The organism is Tsuneonella troitsensis, from assembly GCF_001441535.1.
Classification (GTDB): Bacteria; Pseudomonadota; Alphaproteobacteria; order Sphingomonadales; family Sphingomonadaceae; genus Tsuneonella; species Tsuneonella troitsensis.
The window spans coordinates 218,727-237,542 of record NZ_LMAU01000003.1 but is presented as its reverse complement, the minus strand read 5'-3'; the positions used below and the strand labels follow the sequence as shown (position 1 = coordinate 237,542).

20 protein-coding genes and 1 tRNA gene are annotated in these 18,816 nt (G+C 63.6%); 14 read left to right on the top strand and 7 right to left on the bottom strand.

Annotated elements, in window-relative coordinates:
- The first annotated feature begins 73 nt into the window (after window positions 1–73).
- From AR323_RS07935 to AR323_RS07915, 5 genes are all read left to right on the top strand, one after another.
- Window positions 74–883 (top strand): phasin family protein, encoded by an 810-nt coding sequence (locus AR323_RS07935; RefSeq protein ID WP_057883425.1) that lies wholly within the window; start codon window positions 74–76, stop codon window positions 881–883.
- 161 nt (window positions 884–1,044) lie between these two features.
- Window positions 1,045–1,410, top strand: coding sequence for an ATP-dependent Clp protease adapter ClpS (clpS, locus tag AR323_RS07930; protein WP_057883424.1), 366 nt, complete (start codon window positions 1,045–1,047; stop codon window positions 1,408–1,410).
- Between the two features lie 121 nt (window positions 1,411–1,531).
- Entirely contained in the window at window positions 1,532–2,764 is a 1,233-nt protein-coding gene (locus tag AR323_RS07925; RefSeq protein WP_123321796.1) for an LptF/LptG family permease, read from the top strand.
- Between the two features lie 3 nt (window positions 2,765–2,767).
- Window positions 2,768–3,865, top strand: coding sequence for an LPS export ABC transporter permease LptG (gene lptG / locus AR323_RS07920; protein WP_057883423.1), 1,098 nt, complete (start codon window positions 2,768–2,770; stop codon window positions 3,863–3,865).
- Between the two features lie 66 nt (window positions 3,866–3,931).
- The gene (locus AR323_RS07915; RefSeq protein ID WP_057883422.1) at window positions 3,932–4,219 is read left to right on the top strand and encodes a hypothetical protein; all 288 of its coding nucleotides are present in this window, start codon (window positions 3,932–3,934) and stop codon (window positions 4,217–4,219) included.
- Window positions 4,220–4,249: 30 nt separating this feature from the next.
- On the opposite strand, the gene AR323_RS07910 is transcribed toward AR323_RS07915, so the two are convergent.
- Window positions 4,250–5,395 carry a fatty acid desaturase family protein gene (locus AR323_RS07910; protein WP_083495301.1) on the bottom strand — a complete coding sequence of 382 codons (1,146 nt, stop codon included), beginning with the start codon at window positions 5,393–5,395 and terminating at the stop codon, window positions 4,250–4,252.
- A gap of 106 nt (window positions 5,396–5,501) precedes the next feature.
- Between AR323_RS07910 and AR323_RS07905 the strand changes: the two genes are divergently transcribed.
- Both AR323_RS07905 and AR323_RS07900 read left to right on the top strand, forming a co-directional pair.
- Window positions 5,502–6,653, top strand: a complete 1,152-nt coding sequence (locus AR323_RS07905) for a hypothetical protein (RefSeq protein ID WP_057883421.1) — start codon at window positions 5,502–5,504, stop codon at window positions 6,651–6,653.
- Between the two features lie 143 nt (window positions 6,654–6,796).
- The gene (locus AR323_RS07900) at window positions 6,797–7,246 is read left to right on the top strand and encodes a response regulator (RefSeq protein ID WP_057883420.1); all 450 of its coding nucleotides are present in this window, start codon (window positions 6,797–6,799) and stop codon (window positions 7,244–7,246) included.
- A 224-nt stretch (window positions 7,247–7,470) separates the two neighbouring features.
- On the opposite strand, the gene AR323_RS07895 is transcribed toward AR323_RS07900, so the two are convergent.
- On the bottom strand, window positions 7,471–8,166 hold the full coding sequence (locus tag AR323_RS07895; protein WP_057883419.1) for a Crp/Fnr family transcriptional regulator: 696 nt from the start codon (window positions 8,164–8,166) through the stop codon (window positions 7,471–7,473).
- A 186-nt stretch (window positions 8,167–8,352) separates the two neighbouring features.
- On the opposite strand from AR323_RS07895, the gene AR323_RS07890 reads away from it, so the two are divergent.
- Window positions 8,353–9,147 carry a response regulator gene (locus AR323_RS07890; protein WP_057883418.1) on the top strand — a complete coding sequence of 265 codons (795 nt, stop codon included), beginning with the start codon at window positions 8,353–8,355 and terminating at the stop codon, window positions 9,145–9,147.
- Between the two features lie 103 nt (window positions 9,148–9,250).
- Here the strand turns inward: AR323_RS07890 and AR323_RS07885 are convergent, their stop codons facing one another.
- Complete coding sequence (locus AR323_RS07885; protein WP_200956697.1) at window positions 9,251–10,933, bottom strand: CHASE domain-containing protein; 1,683 nt, start codon at window positions 10,931–10,933, stop codon at window positions 9,251–9,253.
- A 180-nt stretch (window positions 10,934–11,113) separates the two neighbouring features.
- On the opposite strand from AR323_RS07885, the gene AR323_RS15120 reads away from it, so the two are divergent.
- The 3 genes from AR323_RS15120 to AR323_RS07870 all read left to right on the top strand — a co-directional run bounded on the left by AR323_RS15120 (window position 11,114) and on the right by AR323_RS07870 (window position 13,178).
- Window positions 11,114–11,302 (top strand): NepR family anti-sigma factor, encoded by a 189-nt coding sequence (locus AR323_RS15120; RefSeq protein WP_057883417.1) that lies wholly within the window; start codon window positions 11,114–11,116, stop codon window positions 11,300–11,302.
- The gene (locus AR323_RS07875; protein WP_057883416.1) at window positions 11,302–11,913 is read left to right on the top strand and encodes a sigma-70 family RNA polymerase sigma factor; all 612 of its coding nucleotides are present in this window, start codon (window positions 11,302–11,304) and stop codon (window positions 11,911–11,913) included. Before AR323_RS15120 ends, AR323_RS07875 begins: the two co-directional genes overlap by 1 nt.
- Window positions 11,914–11,993: 80 nt before the next feature.
- Window positions 11,994–13,178, top strand: coding sequence for an AI-2E family transporter (locus AR323_RS07870; protein WP_057883415.1), 1,185 nt, complete (start codon window positions 11,994–11,996; stop codon window positions 13,176–13,178).
- A gap of 64 nt (window positions 13,179–13,242) precedes the next feature.
- On the opposite strand, the gene AR323_RS07865 is transcribed toward AR323_RS07870, so the two are convergent.
- Together AR323_RS07865 and AR323_RS07860 are read right to left on the bottom strand one after the other, a co-directional pair.
- On the bottom strand, window positions 13,243–13,854 hold the full coding sequence (locus AR323_RS07865; protein WP_057883414.1) for a superoxide dismutase: 612 nt from the start codon (window positions 13,852–13,854) through the stop codon (window positions 13,243–13,245).
- 24 nt (window positions 13,855–13,878) lie between these two features.
- Window positions 13,879–15,171: a dicarboxylate/amino acid:cation symporter gene (locus AR323_RS07860; RefSeq protein ID WP_057883413.1), complete on the bottom strand. Its 1,293-nt coding sequence runs from the start codon at window positions 15,169–15,171 to the stop codon at window positions 13,879–13,881.
- A gap of 96 nt (window positions 15,172–15,267) precedes the next feature.
- On the opposite strand from AR323_RS07860, the gene glmM reads away from it, so the two are divergent.
- Genes glmM through thiD form a run of 3 tightly spaced genes read left to right on the top strand, consistent with a single transcriptional unit; the run spans window position 15,268 to window position 17,647 of the window.
- Complete coding sequence (gene glmM, locus AR323_RS07855; RefSeq protein ID WP_057883412.1) at window positions 15,268–16,605, top strand: phosphoglucosamine mutase; 1,338 nt, start codon at window positions 15,268–15,270, stop codon at window positions 16,603–16,605.
- Window positions 16,605–16,829: a DUF1272 domain-containing protein gene (locus AR323_RS07850; protein WP_057883411.1), complete on the top strand. Its 225-nt coding sequence runs from the start codon at window positions 16,605–16,607 to the stop codon at window positions 16,827–16,829. The genes glmM and AR323_RS07850 overlap by 1 nt, the downstream gene beginning before the upstream one ends.
- Window positions 16,826–17,647 carry a bifunctional hydroxymethylpyrimidine kinase/phosphomethylpyrimidine kinase gene (gene thiD, locus AR323_RS07845; RefSeq protein ID WP_057883410.1) on the top strand — a complete coding sequence of 274 codons (822 nt, stop codon included), beginning with the start codon at window positions 16,826–16,828 and terminating at the stop codon, window positions 17,645–17,647. Before AR323_RS07850 ends, thiD begins: the two co-directional genes overlap by 4 nt.
- On the opposite strand, the gene AR323_RS07840 is transcribed toward thiD, so the two are convergent.
- Both AR323_RS07840 and AR323_RS07835 read right to left on the bottom strand, forming a co-directional pair.
- Window positions 17,629–18,501 (bottom strand): LOG family protein, encoded by an 873-nt coding sequence (locus tag AR323_RS07840; protein WP_057883409.1) that lies wholly within the window; start codon window positions 18,499–18,501, stop codon window positions 17,629–17,631. The genes thiD and AR323_RS07840 overlap by 19 nt on opposite strands.
- Window positions 18,502–18,552: 51 nt before the next feature.
- Window positions 18,553–18,626, bottom strand: a tRNA-Gln gene (locus AR323_RS07835).
- Window positions 18,627–18,816 lie beyond the last annotated feature (190 nt).

Below are 18,816 nucleotides of genomic sequence, written 5' to 3'. Positions count from 1 at the left end.
CACTGCACAAAAAATCCTTGACTTCGCGGTTGCAACGCCTATTTTGTGCAGTGCAACATAGGAGCGAAGTTTCATGGCTACCCAGCCCGAGACCAAGATTGATACCGCCAAGGCCGACGCTGCCGCCGAGAAGGCGTATGCAGCCGCTTCTGGCGAAGTGAGCGCCAAGAAGGCCCCCGTCGCCGAGACCGCCAAGGTCGAAGCGCCGAAGGTCGCCACCCCCAAGATCGACACGGCTGTCGCCCAGGCGAAGGCCGCTCCCAAGAAGAAGTCGGTCACCCGCAAGGCTACCCCGAAGAAGGCCGCGCCGAAGAAGGCCGTCGCCAAGGCTTCGCCCAAAAAGACCGTCGTGAAGGCGAAGCCCGCCGCCAAGAAGGCTGCGCGCACTGCCACGCCCGCCATTACCAACGTTTCGAATTTGAAGGACAAGATCATGGCCACTGCCAAGAAGACCGTCGACACCGACTACACCGCCAAGGCGAAGGAACTCGCCGCCGACGCGCAGACCCGCGCCAAGGCCGCCTATGACAAGCTGCAGACCGTGGCCGGCGACATGACCGAATTCACCAAGGGCAACGTCGAAGCCATGGTCGAATCGGGCAAGATTCTCGGCGCCGGCGTCCAGGACATGGCGCGTAGCGAAATCGCCGTTGCGAAGAGCGCGTTCGAAACCGCCACCGCCGACATGAAGGCGATGGCCGCGGTCAAGAGCCCGACCGAGCTGTTCAAGCTGCAGAGCGAAATCGCCCGTCGCAACCTCGACGCCGCGATCAAGCATTTCTCGAAGAACGCCGAAGTCTCGATGAAGCTGGCCGGCGATGCGTTCGCTCCGCTGTCGAGCCGCATGAGCGTTGCGGTCGAGAAGTTCTCGAAGGCCGCCTAAGCGCCTTCGAAGTCCGCGCGCCTACCTCTCCCCCTTTGCGGGCGCGCGACACATCAACGGGCCGGACGGTACACACCGTCCGGCCCGTTTTCGTTTGCCGGGCATTTACCGGTGGCGCCGCATCTTGCGGCGGGGCCGTCCGATACGATATTGCGAGTCCGATGACCGAACGTTTCCCTGCCCAGCATGAGCCTGTCCGTTCCGCGGGCAAGGACGACGACGCCGATACCGGCGATGCGGTCGGCGTAGCCACCAAGACCCGGGCCAAGCCGAAGAAGCCGAGCCAGTACAAGGTCCTCATGCTCAACGACGACTACACCCCGATGGAATTCGTGGTGATGGTCCTGAAGCGATTCTTCCGCATGGACCTTGAGCAGGCGACCCGCGTCATGCTCCACGTCCACCAGCGCGGCGTGGGCGTTTGCGGCGTATTTCCCTACGAAGTCGCCGAAACCAAGGTCAACCAGGTGATGGACTTCGCCCGCCAGAACCAGCACCCCCTGCAGTGCACGCTTGAAAAGGCCTGACGGAATACTGTCGGAACCGGACGCATCTGCAGCGCATTCGGGGTTGGCATACGACGAGGCATGACCGCGCGGTAATTTGCCGCTAAGGGCGCCTACCAGCAAGCGAAGACCGCCCACGACCGTGTTCAAGTTCCTACCCGCCATCGACCGCTACATCCTGCGGCTGACCATCGTTCCGATGGCGGGAGTTTTCGTGCTCGCGGCATCGCTGCTGATCCTCGACAAGATGCTCCGGTTGCTCGATTTCGTGGCGGTCGAAGGCGGTCCGGTCGGGGTCGTCTTCAAGATGCTCGCGACCATGATGCCGGAATATGCCAGTCTGGCCATCCCGCTCGGACTTCTGCTCGGGGTGCTGATGGCGTTCCGCAAGCTGGCCACGTCGAGCGAGCTCGACGTGATGCGCGCAGTCGGCCAAGGGTATGGACGCCTGCTGCGCGTTCCCTACGCGATCACGATGGTCCTCGTGGCGGTCAATGTGGCCCTGGTGTTCTACGTCCAGCCGGTCAGCCGGTACTGGTATGAGCGCCTGGACTACGAACTGCGTTCGGGCGCGCTGGGTGCCTCGATCAAGGTCGGAGAGTTCACGACCCTCAAGGACCGGATGGCCCTGCGCATCGAACGGTCCGAGGACGACGGTCGGCGCCTGATCGGGATTTTCGCCCGCGTCGCGAACGAAAAGGGGCAGGTCCTGTCGATCTCGGCCAACGAGGGCGCGTTTCTTGCCACGAGCGACAATCCCGACACGATCATCCTGCGCCTGACCGACGGGATCATCGTTCAGGACATGGGGAACACTTCGACCCCGCGCGTCCTCAGCTTTACCCGGCACGACCTGCCGATCGACCTGCCCGCAGTGGAGCGCTTCCGAGCCCGCGGCGACGAACAGCGCGAGTACATCCTGCCCGAACTCCTGCGCATCGGCTGGGGAGGCGAGGCCGAGACGAGAACCGAGCAGGCAGGCAGCCAGGCCAGTTTCAACTTCCGCCTGGTCGAAGTCGTCATGATGTTCCTGATGCCGCTCCTGGCAGTGGCCCTGGCCATTCCTCCGAAGCGATCGACCAGCGCGCTGGGGGTGTTCGTGTCGATCGTGATGGTGGTCGCCTATCACAAGATAAACCAGTACGCGGAGGACTACGCCACGCTCGGTCGGGTCGATCCAACCCTTGCGCTGTGGGTGCCGTTCGCGCTGTTCGCGGCTCTGATAATCTGGATGTACTACCGCGTGGCCTACGTGCCTGGCGGACAGGCCATCGGCGCGCTGGAGGCGGCGTTCTCCAAGATCGGCAAGCGGGTGCGCAAGCTGTTCCGTCGCCGTCCGCCCGGCCGACAGCCGGAACTGGCACCAGCCGAGTAGATCATGCAACTGGACTTCTTTCCCTCCAAAACGCTGACGCTGTACCTGGCGAAGATGTTCATCGTCCGGATCCTGGCGGTCCTGGTGATGCTCGTGCTGATCCTTCTGATGCTCGACCTGCTGACCGCCACGGGCAAGATTCTGGCGGTGCCGGGCAATGGCCAGGGCGAGATCCTGACGTATGCGGGGCTCCGGATGCCGCAGCTCGTCGCGCGCTTCCTCCCCTATTCGGTCCTTCTCGCCACGATCATCACCCTCGTCGGATTGAACCAGAACAGCGAGGTGGTCGCCATGAAGGCCGCCGGCCTCAGCGCCCATCAGGTTCTGGCCCCGCTTCTGCTGACGGCATTCCTCGTCGGCATCGGCAGCTTTGCGTTCAACGAGCGGGTCGTGACCCGCGCAACGGCGACGCTGAAGGCATGGGATGCCAACGAGTTCAAGGCGGTGCCGCGGGATTCGGGCGTGCGGGCGAACGTCTATATCGCCGAGGGGTCCGATATCCTTTCGGCGGCTTCGGTGTCCGGGGCCGGCAATGCGACCGAGCTTACCGGCGTGACATGGTATCGCCGCGCACCCAGCGGCGCGATCGCGGACCAGATCCGCAGTTCCCGCGCCACCTGGACAGGCGAAGGGTGGAAGCTGGAAGATGCAGTCCGTTTCGAGGTGGCCGGTGCCCGCAGCGCCACTGTGGGCACGGTCGTGCTCGGAGGGCAGATCACCCCCGATCAGGTCGCCCTGACCAGTGTCGACCCAGACGCAACGTCGTTCTGGCAGCTTCGCCAGTCGATCGACGAATACGAGGAAGCTGGTCGCCGTACGGCCGAACTGCGCACGAAATGGTGGCACAAGCTGGTGAGCCCCATGTCGTCCGTCCTCATGCCGCTGCTCGGAGCGGTCGCCGCCTTTGGCCTGGCAAGGTCGGGTCAGCTCTTCGTCCGTGCGGTGATCGGCATGGCGCTGGGCTTTGCGTATTTCGTCGTCGACAATGCCGCGCTCGCGATGGGCAACTTCGGCGGTTATCCCCCCTTGCTTGCCGCGTGGGCACCGTTCCTGCTCTTCGCGCTCGTTGGCGAAACGGTCCTGATCCGCACCGAGGAATAGATTGTGGCGGAACCTTGGCGAAGCTTACCCGTTTGAACGGGCAATGCTTTTCAAGGAAATCGCATCATGAAGAAGTTTGTCGTTCCCGCCCTCGCCGCTCTTGCCTTGGCCGCATGTGCCGACAGCACGCCGGACAACACCGATGCGATGGCCACTGCCGAAGGTGATGCCGCTATGATGGCGCCCGCCCCCGCCGCAACCGAAACGACCGTGGTCACGCCCGTCGACGGCACCGCCACCGACACCGCCGATCGAGTCGAGATCGGGCCGGATGGTGTAACCGCCGACGTTGGCGACGCCGATACGCGCGTAAGGGCCGATACAAACGCCGGAACGCTGACGGTCGAAGACTGAGTTCAACCAGTCGTCACGCCCGGGCCGCGCTTACCCGCGCCCGGCGTTTCCGGGGGCCGCTTCCATGGAGGCGGCCCCTTTTTCGTGCGCGACCGGTGCCGGACGCCGCATCGTGCTCGAGGCGATCTTGCCTACCAGCGGCGCCATGCCGCGGTAATGCGCGCAGCTGTAGGTCGCCTGACCGACTTCGTGCGCGGTAAGCCGGCGGTGCGCTTCGCCGAGCGAATGATAGGGCAACGAGGGCAGCAAGTGGTGCAGCGCGTGATACCGCAGTCCGACCGGAGCCCACAGCGCGGCCACGAACCCGGGTGGTGGCACATTGACCGTGTCGAGGTACTGCGCGGTTACGCTCATCGGTTCGCCGTCGTTTTCCCAAAGGTGTGCCACGAGCGTTCGCAACTGGTTCAGCACCGCGACTGCAGAGAACACTGCGAGAGCGACGATCAGCGGCTGCCAGCCGATCCAGAATACGCTGGCGATCACCACCATTCCCCAGATCGCGGCGCCTGTTTCCAAGAGGACGAAACGGCGGCGGTCTTCGGGCGCGGCGGGCCGCCGGCGGAAATCCGGGTTGATAGCCAGTGTCGAGAACCGCTCCCAGTTGAGCCGGCGAAGCGGCGGTATCAACAGGCCCAGCGGCGCCAGGACGCCGTAGCGGATGACCAAGCCAATCGGGGCGAGCAGCGATACCAGGATGAAGACCGGGAGGCTCCACGGCTTCATCAGCGCGAGCGGCAGGTATTCGGGATCGTCGGGGGTCCCATAGCGCTTGCGCGAGTGGTGGATCGTATGCCCGTCCTCGTACATGAACGAGGGCATCAGCATCGGGATGCCGACGATCAGGTTCCACGCAGTGCGAAAGCCGGGCAAAGCGTCGCGATGGAGGTGCGTCAGTTCGTGGATGAACAGCAGCGCGCGGTACAGCGCCAGCGTCGCGACCATGCCGAGCAATATCGTGACCCACAGCGCAGGCGACAGGATGGCACCGGCGAGCGCGGCATAGCCGACGATCGCCGAGCCGAGCATGTCGGGCCAATAGATGGCAGCCTTCGCTTCCCCGATGTCGCGGGTGAGTTCGACGGCGGCGCGCAGAAGCGCCTTGTCGTCCTCGTTCCGGGCGCCCGAATAGGGGCGCGGGGCTTGCGCGGTCGCCTGTATCGGGGTTTCAACGGTCATAATCTGCTTTTCAAAAATGGTGTGCGCGGCCTATCCGCCTTGCGGCTCATGCCGGTAGGTAGCGGTTTCGCGGACAATGCGAAATGAACGAGGTCAAAAACGCTTCATGCGCAAGATAGAGATCACGCCCGTAGCCAGCAAGCGCGAGCGCCGCGAATTCGTCGATCTCGCTTATCGATTGAATGCATCGGAGCCCAACTGGGTACCGCCTCTGAAGATGGAGGCGATCGAGCTCGTCACGCCGGGCAAGAACCCCTTCTTCGCCCACGCCGACGTGGAGCTGATGCTGGCGCGCGAGAACGGGCGGATCGTCGGTCGCATCTCGGCGCACATCGATCACCTCGCCCTCGCCCAGCCGCCCGAACAGGGCATGGGCCCGGGGACGGGCAATTGGGGCCTGCTCGAGGCGGAGGACGAAGAAGTCGCTCATCTGCTGATCGCGCGTGCCGAAGAATGGTTGCGTGCCAAGGGCATGACCCGCGTCCTCGCTCCGCTCAGCCTGTCGATCTGGGAGGAGCCGGGCCAACTGGTGCGCGGACACGAAAACCCGCCGACAATCATGATGGGCCATCAGCCCGAACGGTATGTGGGCTGGATCGAATCTGCGGGCTATTCCCGGGCGAAGTCGCTCTACACTTACGACTTGCCCATTCTTGAGGGGTTCCCTCCGCTCATCCAGCGGATAATCGCCGCCGGTCAGAAGAACGATCGAATACGCATCCGCAACGTCGACAAGTCGCGCTTCGATGAGGAGGCGCGCTTGATCCTCGGCATTCTCAACGATGCCTGGTCCGACAACTGGGGCTTCGTGCCGTTCACGGAGGCCGAGATCGCCTATGCCGGGAAGAAGTTCAAACCGGTGGTGTTCGAAGACCTCATCATGATTGCCGAATACGACGGCGAGCCGGTCGCGTTCATGATGACATTGCCGAACCTAAACGAAGCGATCGCGCCCCTCAAAGGCAGCTTGTTCCCGTTCGGATGGGCGAAGCTTCTGCTATGGCTTCGCAGGCCCACGGTCCGGACGATGCGGGTGCCCTTGATGGGCGTAAAGAAGAGGCTGCAATCTTCGCGGATGGCAAGCCAACTGGCCTTCATGATGATCGAGCAGATCCGCCTCAACGCCATCACCCGATATGGCGCGCAGCGCGGCGAGATCGGCTGGATACTCGAAGACAACCAAGGGATGATCGCGATCGCCGATGCGATCGACAGCCATGTGAACCGGGTATACGTTATTTACGACAAGGTCCTGTAATTCCGAGGCGTGTCCTGAAGGCAACGCGTACTTACAATCAATATCGGGCGGGAACTGGCATGTGCCGAACGCTGTTGGCATGACTGAGCGGGATTCGACGGGGCCATCCTGATCGACATGCCAGTACAAGAAGGTGCAAGCGTGTGGCCAAGCGACCAGGCAAGAACAAACCCGCCCGCAAGCTGGGCCACGTCTTGCTGGTGGAAGACGATGCGCTGATCGCTGTCGCTCTGGAAGGATCGCTGATCGACGCGGGCGCCAAGTCGGTGACGATCTGCACCACTACGGCCGACGCGCTTTCCGCGCTGCGCGACAAGCGACCGGACGGACTTGTTCTCGACGTTCACCTGGCCGATCGGGACGACGGATGGGCGATCGCCGAACTGGTCAACTCCGTCGGCCCGAACCCTCCGCGGATCGTGTTTTCCACCGGGTCCCCGCAGGACATTCCCGTCGAAATCGCCGAGTTGGGTCCCGTTCTCGAGAAACCGTACGATCACGCCGAATTGATCGATGCGCTGTGCAATCCTCCGCGCGAAGGCCTGCTGGCTCGGTTGAAGGACGCCCTGACCAAGGGCGAGCCAGCCACGTAGTCCATCATTCGGCTTTCGACTTCGATTGGCTACGCCGCGTCGAGCGTATCCGAAAAAAAAGGCCTCCGCTCTTCTAGAGAGCGGAGGCCCTTCGGGATCGTATCACCAGCCGCTTGGACGGGAGGGGGGGTCTCGGCGGTGACAATGATAAAATGCCCAACCCGAAAACGCGTTCCCGCGGGTCCGAAAATTTTTTTTGTGGCCTACGTTACGCCCCAAGATGATCAAATGTATGGGCTTTTTTTCGGAAGGTGAGGGCCAAGGCGCGCGAACTCGCTGGCTCGATCCAGGTCCGGAATATGCAACCCGCCGGGCCGCCAATCGATGATTCCGTCCCGGCGCAAGCTCTGAAGCGTCCGGTTGGCGTGGACGTGCGACAGTCCCATCATGTCGGCGATCTGAACCTGGGTCATCGGAAATTCGAACCGGTTGTCATCGCTCGCCAGTCCGGTCGCCTGGGCACGCTCTAGCAACCACACGGCAAGCGCGGTCACCCGCTCGCGCGCGTTCCGCTGCCCCAGCGAGACTAGGTGCTGCTCAAGTTCCGCCTCTTCCTTGGCGGCCATCCACACCAGATCGAAGCCCAGCCGGGGATGCGCAGCGATCAATGGCGTGAAGTCCTTGCGATGAAACACGCAGACGCGCGACGGGATCAGGGCCTCGACCGAGTGCCCGAAAGGTTCGTCGAAAGCGGCTTGTAATCCCACCAGATTGCCCGGGAAGAGGAAATTGGTGATCTGGCGCCGCCCGTCGTCCAGCGTTCGGTAGCGAATCAGTACGCCCTGAAGCACCGTGTATATCGCGTCGCGGTTTTCCCCTTGCGCGATCAGGACTCCGCCACGCGGAACCGGCAGCTCGCCGCGCTTGCGGTCTTGGATCGTAACCGTCTGCTCGTCACTGGGAGGGCAGAGACCGGGCAATGGCCGCAAGGGGCATTGGAAACAGTCGGGCACCAGCCAAACGCTCACGCTCGCCACAGTGCCCCGCTCCCCTTCCCCGGCATCCTTGTGCTCACTATGTTGGGGACTTGGCGAAAGTCAAACGATGCCGGAACCATGTCGCCGCAGCCACGTTCTGGGCGCAGGATTATTACGGGAAGGGACTGCATGTCGCTCGGGGATCAAGTCGCCGCAAATCTACCTTATTTACGTCGGTACGCACGTGCGCTTACCGGCTCCCAGCAAACGGGCGACGCATTCGTGCGCGCCACACTCGAAGCCGCTTTGGCTGACGACGCTTTGAAGCAGTCGCTCTCGCAAGGTCGCGTGCCGCTCTACAAGGCTTTCAACAAGGTCTGGGCAAGCGCTTATCTGGAAGTGGCCAGTTCGGAAGACGCGGGTTCGGATCACGAAACGATGGCGCAGGACCGCCTTCGGACGATCACTCCGCTCAACCGCCAGGCTCTATTGCTGACCACGCTCGAGGATTTTTCGATCCCCGAAGCGGCCGAGATCATGGACATGGACACGGCCGACGTGGAGACGATGGTCCAGGAGGCAGTCGAGGAAATCGACCGCGAATCCGCGACCAGCGTGCTCATCATCGAAGACGAACCGCTCATCTCTATGCAGCTCGAGGATCTTGTCCGTTCGCTTGGACATGAAATCTGCGGCACCGCCGCAACGCGCACGCAGGCGCAGGAAGTGGTGGCCGAGCGTACCCCTGGTCTGGTTCTGGCTGATATCCAGCTTGCCGATGGGTCCTCGGGACTCGACGCGGTCGACGATATCCTGGCGATCGGCAGTGTGCCGGTGATCTTCATCACGGCCTACCCCGAGCGCCTCCTCACCGGCGATCGACCGGAGCCGACGTATCTGGTCACGAAGCCGTTTCAGGAATCGACGGTCCGGGCGGCGATTAGTCAGGCTCTTTTCTTTGGATCCAGCCGCCCGATCGGGTGATGAACGGCCCTGATAGGGCATGATCCAGATGGTTACGGACGATACGATAAGGGGGGCGCATAAGCGCCCCCTTTTTTCGTTTTACGCGCTCGATAAACCCGGTTCAGCCTTCCGAGCGATTGGCCGCCAAGGCTCGGCGCCGCGCCCGGATCTCGAATTCGCTCGGCTGTCGCACTGGTACGAACAGTGTGCACGTCACACCCTGCTCCTCGAACTGCAGTTCGACCGGGTGGCGGAGTTCGTGCGCCACTATCTTTTCGATCAGGTCGGTTCCGAACCCGCGTGAACGAGGCTGCGAGACGAGCGGTCCACCCCGCTCCACCCAGCGAAGGCTGACCAGGTCGTCACGATCGAGCGCCCATGTGATCCGCACCTTGCCGCCGGGGACGGATAGCGCCCCATACTTGGTCGCGTTCGTCGCCAGCTCATGTATCGCAAGTCCCAATGACAGCGCATCGTTGGGCGCCAGTTCCACGGTCGGTCCGGCAAGCTCGAGCACGCCTCGGGCCTGCGCGTAAGGCGCCAGTTCCGCCTCGATCACATCACGTATGGGAGTTGTGCCCCACTCCGACTGGGTGAGGAGGTCGTGCGTGGCCGACAGCGCGCGAATGCGACCGTCCAGTCCTTCGGCAAACTCGTCGAGATTGGTGGCACGCCGACGCGTCAGGCTGACGATCGAAAGCACGTTGGCGAGGGTGTTCTTGACGCGGTGATTTAGCTCGCGAGTGAGGGTGTCGCGAATGGCATTCTGTTCTGCCAGCCAATCGAGCGATGCCTGATCCTCGACCGCCTGCTGGGTGAGCAAGCGGGCGACGATCATCAGCAGGGTCGCAACCATCAGCCCGAACAGCAGGGTCAGCATCGACAACATCGACAGCGAATTGCCGCCCGAGGATTCGACCTCGAGCAGCATGGTGCGATTCGCCACTTCGATCCGCTCGCGGCGGACTTGTCCGACCGAACGATCATCCCCCAGCTCGGCGAGCAACGCGTCCGAGCTTGGGGTCGCACCATCGAACAGCCGCACCTCGATCCTGTTGCGGCTTTCCGTTTGGATTGCCGAACGCAGGAAATCGCGGCCGTTGAACGGGCTGTAGATGAAGCCCTTCAACTGGCGCATGCCGCCGACCTGGTCGAACACCGGCATGAATATCAGGAACCCGGGAGGTCGCCCGGTGCCTTCCTGCGCCAAAACGATTCTACCGCTGGCCGTGGGACGCACCGTCCGTTCCGCCTCGTCCATCGCAGCGCGGCGAACGGGATCGGAATACATGTCGAACGCGAGCGCTCGCCGGGCGCGCTGGGTATCGGGCTGAAGATAAGTCACCACCACCAGCCTGTCGCGCTCGGGCCCGGGCCTGGGCCGCACCCGCGGATCGCCCGGCACCTCCATCCCGATGCGCGCCTCGTATGCAGCGACCTGTTCGGGCCGGATCACCTCGGCCCATCCCACGCCCTCGACTCCTCGATAGTCGGAATCGAGCCTGAGTTCGCTTACGAAGCGGCGGAACAGGCTGGAAGGCACACCGTCGACGGTACCGAACAAAGCTGCGCCGGCGCGAAGGTAGGCCGACGACGTGTTAGCACGCCGCTCAATCGCCGAGGCGATCGACATCGAGGTGGCCGTCAGCCGCGCATCTTCACGCCGCCTTTCGCCGCGCTCGATGGCGAACACGCTGAGCGAAGTAATGGCGGCGATGAGCGTGAAAATGGCAAGCGGCGTGGCACGCGGATATGCCACCAGCCAGCGGCGGGTCTTGCGGCCGTCCTTTACCGTATCATGCAACTCGATCGCCCCGATCGGATTCGTCCTGAACCTTTGCCCCGCGGACACCAAGGGTGTCAGGGGAACAAAGTCGCGAGGGTTACGTTCCCCATTTCTACGGGCTTGTCTTTCCCGGGCGATTGCGCACATGCAATCCCGAGGAAAGCAGGGATTATCAGATTGTCAGGGGCGATAGCTAAATTGGACAAGAAAAAACCTGCCGACGCATCGCGACGCGGGGCGCAGACGGGTCACGGCAAGGCACCTGCCGCAGGCAAGGAAGCGCCTGGCTGGGCAAACGGCCTGAAGCAGTTGTATGATGAGGTGGTGAAAGAACCGCTGCCGGACATCTTCGACGACCTGCTATCGAAGCTGGACGATAAGAACTGATGGATTCGCATCAGCGCACGGCGTCCGACAAAGCCGACTTCAAACGCGAATTGACCGGAGTGGTCCCGCACCTGCGCGCATTTGCGCGCGGTCTGTGCGGGCGTCCGGACATGGCTGACGATCTCGTCCAGGAAACGCTTCTCAAGGCCTGGGCGGCGCAGGACCGGTTCGAACCCGGCACCAGCATGAGAGCATGGACCTTCGTCATCCTGCGCAACGCGTATCTCACCGATATGCGACGCAACCGGTTTCGCGGCGACTACGACGAGTCGGTAGCCGAGCGTATCCTTACCGCACCGGCGGGTCAGGAGGAGCCGATCCATTTGGCCGACATGCGCCGGGCCTTGCTTACCCTTCCCCCGGAGCGACGCGAGGCCCTGCTTCTGGTCGGAGCGGGCGGCTTTTCGTACGAGGAAGCGGCAGAGATTTGCGGCTGCGCCGTTGGCACGATCAAGAGCCGTGTGGGGCGTGCCCGCGCGGCGCTCACCACCATGCTCGACGAAGGCGACATGCCCCGGCGATCGATCGACGATGTCGGAGCGCACCGCGCGATCCTTGAGGAACTCGATTCGGTTGCGTCGGGCCACGGCGTGAGCGAGCCGACCCGCTAACACCCAGAGCTGCGCCATGCCTTGAACGCGGCCCTGCTTCGCGGCAGGATCGCCGTATCCCGCGGGAGGTTCCGATTGCCATGAACGACGCGCGCGCTGACGGCGAAAGCGAACAGGCCCTTTCCCAGCGCAAGTCGGCGCGCACCGCGCGGATGACGTTCGCTGCGCAGGAACTGCGCCTGATCTCGGCACTGGTCGTCATTCTGGGCGTCGGTCTTTTCCTTGCGCTCCCATTCGTGCTTTCGATCGGGTCGGTCGTCTTCCTCCCGCTGGTCACGGCGCTCATCCTGACGATCGTGCTCTCGCCACTTGCCGACCGGTTGGCAGGTTGGGGGCTGCCGAATGTCCTAGCTTCGCTTCTGTCGATGCTGCTCATGCTGGGTGTCGTGATCCTGGCGGGCGTTCTGATCCTTCAGCCTGCCCTGACCCTGTTCGATTCGCTGCCTGCGATCCTCGAGCAGCTGAGCGAACGCTTCCGCGAGCTGCAGCGCCAGTTCTATTGGCTGGGAGAGGCCAATCGCCAGATCGCCGAGATAACCGGCGATCCGGGTCGCGAGGTGGTGATCGCCACGCCGTCGATGATCGAGGAATTCGCCTACGCGACCCCGACCGTCGTGCTGGAAGTTTTCCTGACTTTCCTGATGACGTTCTTCATGATCGAGGCGCGGGTCCGTATGCGGCGGCGGCTATTGCTCGAACGGAGCGATTTCGGTGCCAGCCTCAAGGCGGCGCGGGTCATTCGCGAAGTGCAGGACCGCGTCGCGGCGTATATCCTGACTGTTACCTGGATCAATGCAGGCGTCGGCGTGATCGTCGCGCTCGGAGCGTGGGCGCTGGGACTGGAGGCGCCGGTGATGTGGGGCGGCCTGGCCGCGATCCTCAATTTCCTGCCTTATATCGGCCCTTTGACGATGGTGGCCATTCTGGCGCTGTTCGGGGTCGGCACGGCTGAAACGGTCTTTCTGGGGATCATCCCGGCGGCGGCTTATCTGGCCCTGCACACGGTGGAATCCAACGCGGTCACCCCGTCGGTCCTCGGCAAGCGATTCACGATGAACCCGGTGCTGATCCTGCTGGCGCTCAGCTATTTCACCTGGATTTGGGGCGTGATCGGTGCGCTGCTTTCGGTGCCGATCCTGCTGACCCTGACGGCGTTCTTCGACCATGTCGGCAAACCCAACCTGGTCGGCTTCATGTTCGGTGAGCCATTGTTTCCCGAGACGCCCCTGGGCACCGAAGCGGAGATTACCCAACAGATCACCTGAATGCGAAACGGCCCGCCCTCCGGGAAAGGAGGACGGGCCGCTTGTCTCTACGAACTTGCGTCGGTCAGGCGGGGTACTTCCAGGTCGTCCCGCGCGACAGGTTCTCCGCCGCGAACGCCCAGTTGAGCTTTCCGTCGACGACCGCGTCGAGATAGGCCGGGCGTGCGTTCTGGTGGTCGAGATAGTAGGCGTGCTCCCACAGGTCGATCACCAGCAGCGGGTTGCAATCCTGGTCGGCCATGGTGTCGCCATCATGCGTCTCGCCAATCTCGAGCTTGCCGCCCTTTTCGACGAGCCAGACCCACCCGCTCGCAAAATGGCCGGCGCCGCGTTCCTTGAGTTGCTTCTTGAGATCATCGACCGAGCCGAAGGCATCGTCGATCATGCTCTTGAGTTCGTCCGACGGAGTGCCGGTGTCGCCCGCCAGCGAGTACCAGTAGAACCCGTGGTTCCAGCTCTGCGCCGAGTTGTTGAACAAGCCCTGGTTCGATCCACGGGCCTTGGCAATGACGTCTTCGAGCGAAGCATCGGCCATGTCGGTGCCATCGATCGCGGCGTTCGTCTTGTCGATGTAGGCCTTGTGGTGCTTGCCGTGGTGGTAGCTCAGGGTTTCAGCCGAGATCGCCGGGGCGAGCGCGGTGTCGGAATAGGGCAAGGGCGTAACTTTGAATGCCATGATGAACTCCCGTCAGGTGTGTGCTTACTCGAAACCAATGCGCGAACCGGCCTCCGGTTGCGCGCCATCGTCCTTTTTTCGGTCGACCGCCGCCGCCAGTGCGACATTGGCCGTCACGTTGCCCAGCGTTCGCATGAGATCGGGCATCATCTCGACCGCGACCAGCAGTGCCAGCGGCTCGATCGGCACGCCCATCGCCAAGGCGATCGGGCCGACCGATACGACGAAACTTATGGTGCCGGGAAGGCTGACCGACCCCAGCGCGATTACCACCGCCACCGCTGCGCCTGCAATCAACGCAGCCGGAGACAGTTCGATACCCGCCAGGTGCGCGACGTAGATCGCCACAGCCATGTTCATCGCCGGGCTGGTTGCGCGGAAGATGGCGACCGCAAGGGGCAGCACGAATTCCGCGGTCTCCTCACGCAAGTTCAACCGTCCCGCACTGACGAGCATCGCCGGCAAGCTCGCCAGCGAGCTCTGCGTGGAGAGAGCCACCGTTTGCGCCGGCAAGAGGGCCTTGCCGAAGCGTACCGGCGAAATGCCGCCCGAAATCCAAGCCAGCAGGTAACCGCCGAAGAAGATCACCGAGCCCACCGCCACGACGATCAGGATGTAATGCGCCAACGTGGCAAACGCCGCCCCACCGCTTGCCGCGCCCACTCCGACCGCCAGTGCGAAAACCCCGAGCGGCGCGACCCACAGCACCCAGCCGATGATGATGAGCATGGCGTTTGCCAGCGCGCGGAACACGCCCAGCAGCGTGGTCCGCTGCCCTTCCGGCAGCCGCGTGATCGCCACGGCGAATGCCGCGAAGAACAGGGTCAGTGGCAGCATCGCGGTATCCGCCGCCGCCTTGATCACGTTTGCGGAGATCAGCGATTCCACGAAAGCCGCAAGACCGGGAACTTCCTGCGCTTCACCGCCAGTAGACAGGACGCCTGCCGCTGCGGCAGGCGGCGGAAAGAGGTCGAGCAGCAGCGGCGTAAGGAATGCGCTCATCAAGCCTGAGAAGGCAAGCACAGCGGCCACGATGACAAGCATCCGTCGCGCCGCCGCGCCAGCACGTGCGGCGAGCGCCATCTGGGCGATGCCGATCACCAGCAAGCCGGCGACAAGCGGCACGATCGTAGCCTGCAAAGCCCGCAGCCAGAGCGCTCCCAGCGGCGCGGTTACGGCCAGAACCTCATCCAGAACGTCGGCTCGGGACAGCACGATCCCGACCAGTAGGCCTGCGATCAATCCCGCCAGCGTCCACCCCGCGGGGATGCGCACCGTCACTAGTTGGCGCTCGGTGCGCCCGTCCGCTTCGTTCATGCGGCAGGGTGATAGCGGGTTTCGTGGCCTGTGCTAGTGACATCGCGCTCGCGTCGCGCCATTGCCGCAGTCAGGAAAACGAGGTTCGCAAACGACATGGCACGCAAGTATTTCGGCACCGACGGCATTCGCGGACGCACCAATGCTGGCGTCATGACCGCTGCCACCGCGATGCGCGTCGGCCAGGCGGCGGGACGCCATTTCCTGCGCGGCGATCATCGCCACCGCGTGGTCATCGGCAAGGATACCCGTCTGTCGGGCTACATGCTGGAAAATGCCCTGGTCGCCGGGTTCACTAGCGTGGGCATGGACGTCGTGATGACCGGCCCGCTACCCACCCCTGCCATCGCGATGCTCACGAGAGAGCTGCGTGCCGATGTGGGCGTGATGATCAGCGCCAGCCACAACCAGTACGAGGACAACGGGATCAAGTTGTTCGGCCCCGACGGCTTCAAGCTGTCCGACGAGGACGAACTGGCGATCGAAGCACTGATCGACATCGAGCCGGAACTGGCCGACGCGAGCGAAGTGGGCCGGGCTCGCCGGATCGACGACGCACGCGGGCGCTACATTCATGCTATCAAGCAGGCGGTAGCGAGCGATATCCGCTTCGACGACCTGAAGGTGGTGGTCGATTGCGCCAACGGCGCGGCGTATCAGGCCGCTCCTGCAGCGATCTGGGAACTGGGCGCTCGGGTCATTCCGCTGGGTGTCCACCCGAACGGCGTCAACATCAACCGCGACGTTGGTTCGACTTCGCTCGCCACGATCAAGGCCAAGGTCATCGAGGTGGGCGCCGATATCGGGATCGCGCTCGACGGCGATGCCGATCGGCTCATCGTGGTGGACGAGAAGGGCCAGACCGTCGACGGCGACCAGATCATGGCGCTGATCGCGTTGCGGATGATGGAGCGCGGTTCGCTGCGCGGTGGCGGTGTCGTCGCCACCGTCATGTCGAATCTCGGGCTCGAGCGGCATCTTGCCGCGCATGGCCTTAGCCTCGAGCGTACCGCGGTCGGCGACCGACACGTGCTCGAACGGATGCGCGACGGCGGATTCAACGTCGGCGGCGAGCAGTCGGGCCACATGATCCTGCTCGATCACGGCACCACCGGCGATGGGACGGTGGCGGCGCTGCGGGTGCTGGCCAGCCTCGTGCGGTCAGGCAAGCGGGCGAGCGAGTTGCTCCATCAGTTCGACCCTGTTCCGCAACTGCTCAAGAACGTGCGTTACGGGGCCGGAAAGCCGCTCGAAAACACTGCGGTCAAGGCCGTGATCGCCGATGCGGAAGCCGAGCTTGCCGGCAAGGGTCGGCTCGTCATCCGTGCATCGGGCACCGAGCCGCTTATCCGCGTCATGGCGGAAGGCGACGACGCAGCCCAGGTCGAGCGAGTCGTCGATACCATTTGCGATGCCGTGAAGGCGGCTGCCTGATGCTCGCCATGCGACCGGACTGCGAACGGTGCGGAGCGGACCTTCCCGCCGAAGCGCCGGGCGCGTTCATTTGCAGCTTCGAATGCACGTTCTGCGCCGAATGTGCCGACCAGCTCGACGATCGCTGCCCCAACTGCGGCGGCGAACTGATGGACCGGCCGACGCGGACGAAATTGCTGCAAGCGAAGTTCCCGGCTTCGACCGAGCGAAAGTTTCAGGGATGACCGCCGCTCCTCCCCGTGTGCTGGCGATCGCGGGCTCGGACAGCTCGGGCGGCGCGGGCATACAGGCCGACATCAAGACGATCACCATGCTCGGCGGTTATGCAATGACCGCGATTACCGCGGTGACCGCGCAGAACAGCGTCGGCGTACAGGCGATCGCTCCACTCAGCGGCGATGTCGTTGGCGAACAGATCGCATCCTGCATCGACGACATCGGCGTGGACGCGGTCAAGATCGGGATGCTGCACGACCGCGAGATCATCGCCGCGGTCGCAAAGGCGCTCGATGCCCTTCCCGATCACGTTCCGGTCGTGCTCGACCCGGTCATGATTGCCACTTCCGGTGCCACACTGATTGCGGAAGACGCTATCGCCGAAATGCGTGCGCGCCTGTTTCCACTGGCGACGCTGATCACGCCGAACCTGCCCGAACTCGAACACCTTGCCGGCCGAACGCTGCGCGACACCGTGGAAGTTGCGGATGCCGCTGCCGAGATCGCCCGCACCTATGCGTGCCACGTGCTCGCCAAGGGGGGACATACCGACGACGAGCGCATCATCGATACGCTCGTCGGGCCGGGTGAGGAGCGCTCGGCGGCGTTCGGCGACCCGCGGATCGACACACCCCACACTCACGGCACCGGCTGCACCCTGTCGTCGGCTGTCGCGACCCTATTGGGCCATGGCCTGCCTCTGGAACACGCGGTGCGGATCGGCCGGCAGTTCGTTCGCCGGGCAATCCTTGCCGCACCCGGCTTCGGCCAGGGCAACGGGCCGCTAGGGCACCAAGCCGTTAGGAATCAGTCGCCGAGTTCGTAGAACGCGCGAATGTGCGCCCAGGCTTCGTCGGCCGTCTCGCACCAGCGGAAGAGGTCGAGGTCGGCCTTCGAAATCGTACCTTCCTCGGCGAACGCTTCCCAGTCGATCACGCGCGTCCAGAAATCCTTGCCGAACAGCAGGATCGGCATTGGACGAATCTTGCCGGTCTGGATCAGCGTGAGCAGTTCAAAGAATTCGTCGAACGTACCGAACCCTCCCGGAAACACGGCGACTGCCTTCGCGCGCAGGAGGAAGTGCATCTTCCGCAACGCGAAGTAGTGGAACTGGAACGACAGGTACGGCGTCACGAACCGGTTGGGCGCCTGCTCGTGCGGCAGGACAATGTTGAGGCCGATCGATTCGGCCCCGGCATCGCTCGCACCGCGGTTCGCGGCTTCCATGATCGAAGGGCCGCCGCCCGAGCAGATCACGAACTGGCGCTTGCCGTTCTCCACGATCGCCCGCTCGCTGACCATCTTGGCCAGCTTGTAGGCCTCGTCGTAATATTTTGCCTTGGCGGCGAGCCGCTCGGCAACCGCCGCGTTTTCAGGCGCGGCATTCTTGACCAGAACGTCCGCGTGTTCGGGCGAGGGAATCCGCGCCGACCCATACATGACCAGCGTCGATCCCACGCCCGCCTCGTCCAGAAGCATCTCGGGCTTCAGCAGTTCGAGCTGGAACCGTATCGGACGCAGTTCTTCCCGAAGGAGGAAATCGGTATCCTGAAACGCCAGCCGGTAGGCCGGATGACGGGTCTGGGGGGTATCGGGAGTGCTCTTCTCGGAGAAGGCGGCTTCCTGCTCGGCCCGATAAAACTTGCGACTGCTGAGGTCGCGCTCTTCTCGTTCGGTCATCGAACGTCCGATAGGCGCGGCGCGTCGCCGGTTCAACGAGTTTGCGCGAATTGGATGCCCCGCAAGGATTCGAACCTTGATTGACGGAGTCAGAGTCCGCTCTCTTACCATTAGAGGACGGGGCATCACCGGTGTCGCGAGCGGCCTGCCGTATCGCGAGGGGGCGCACTTAGTTTCGCAAGCCTTCCGGGTCAAGGCCGCGCGCTTCAACGACCGCTCGGCACGCTTGCCGACTTGCCCGCGCGCCGCTAGCATCGGTTTCAGGTCCCCGGCGCACCTTTGGATCGTGTGCGGCGGGAGGAATAGAAAGTATTG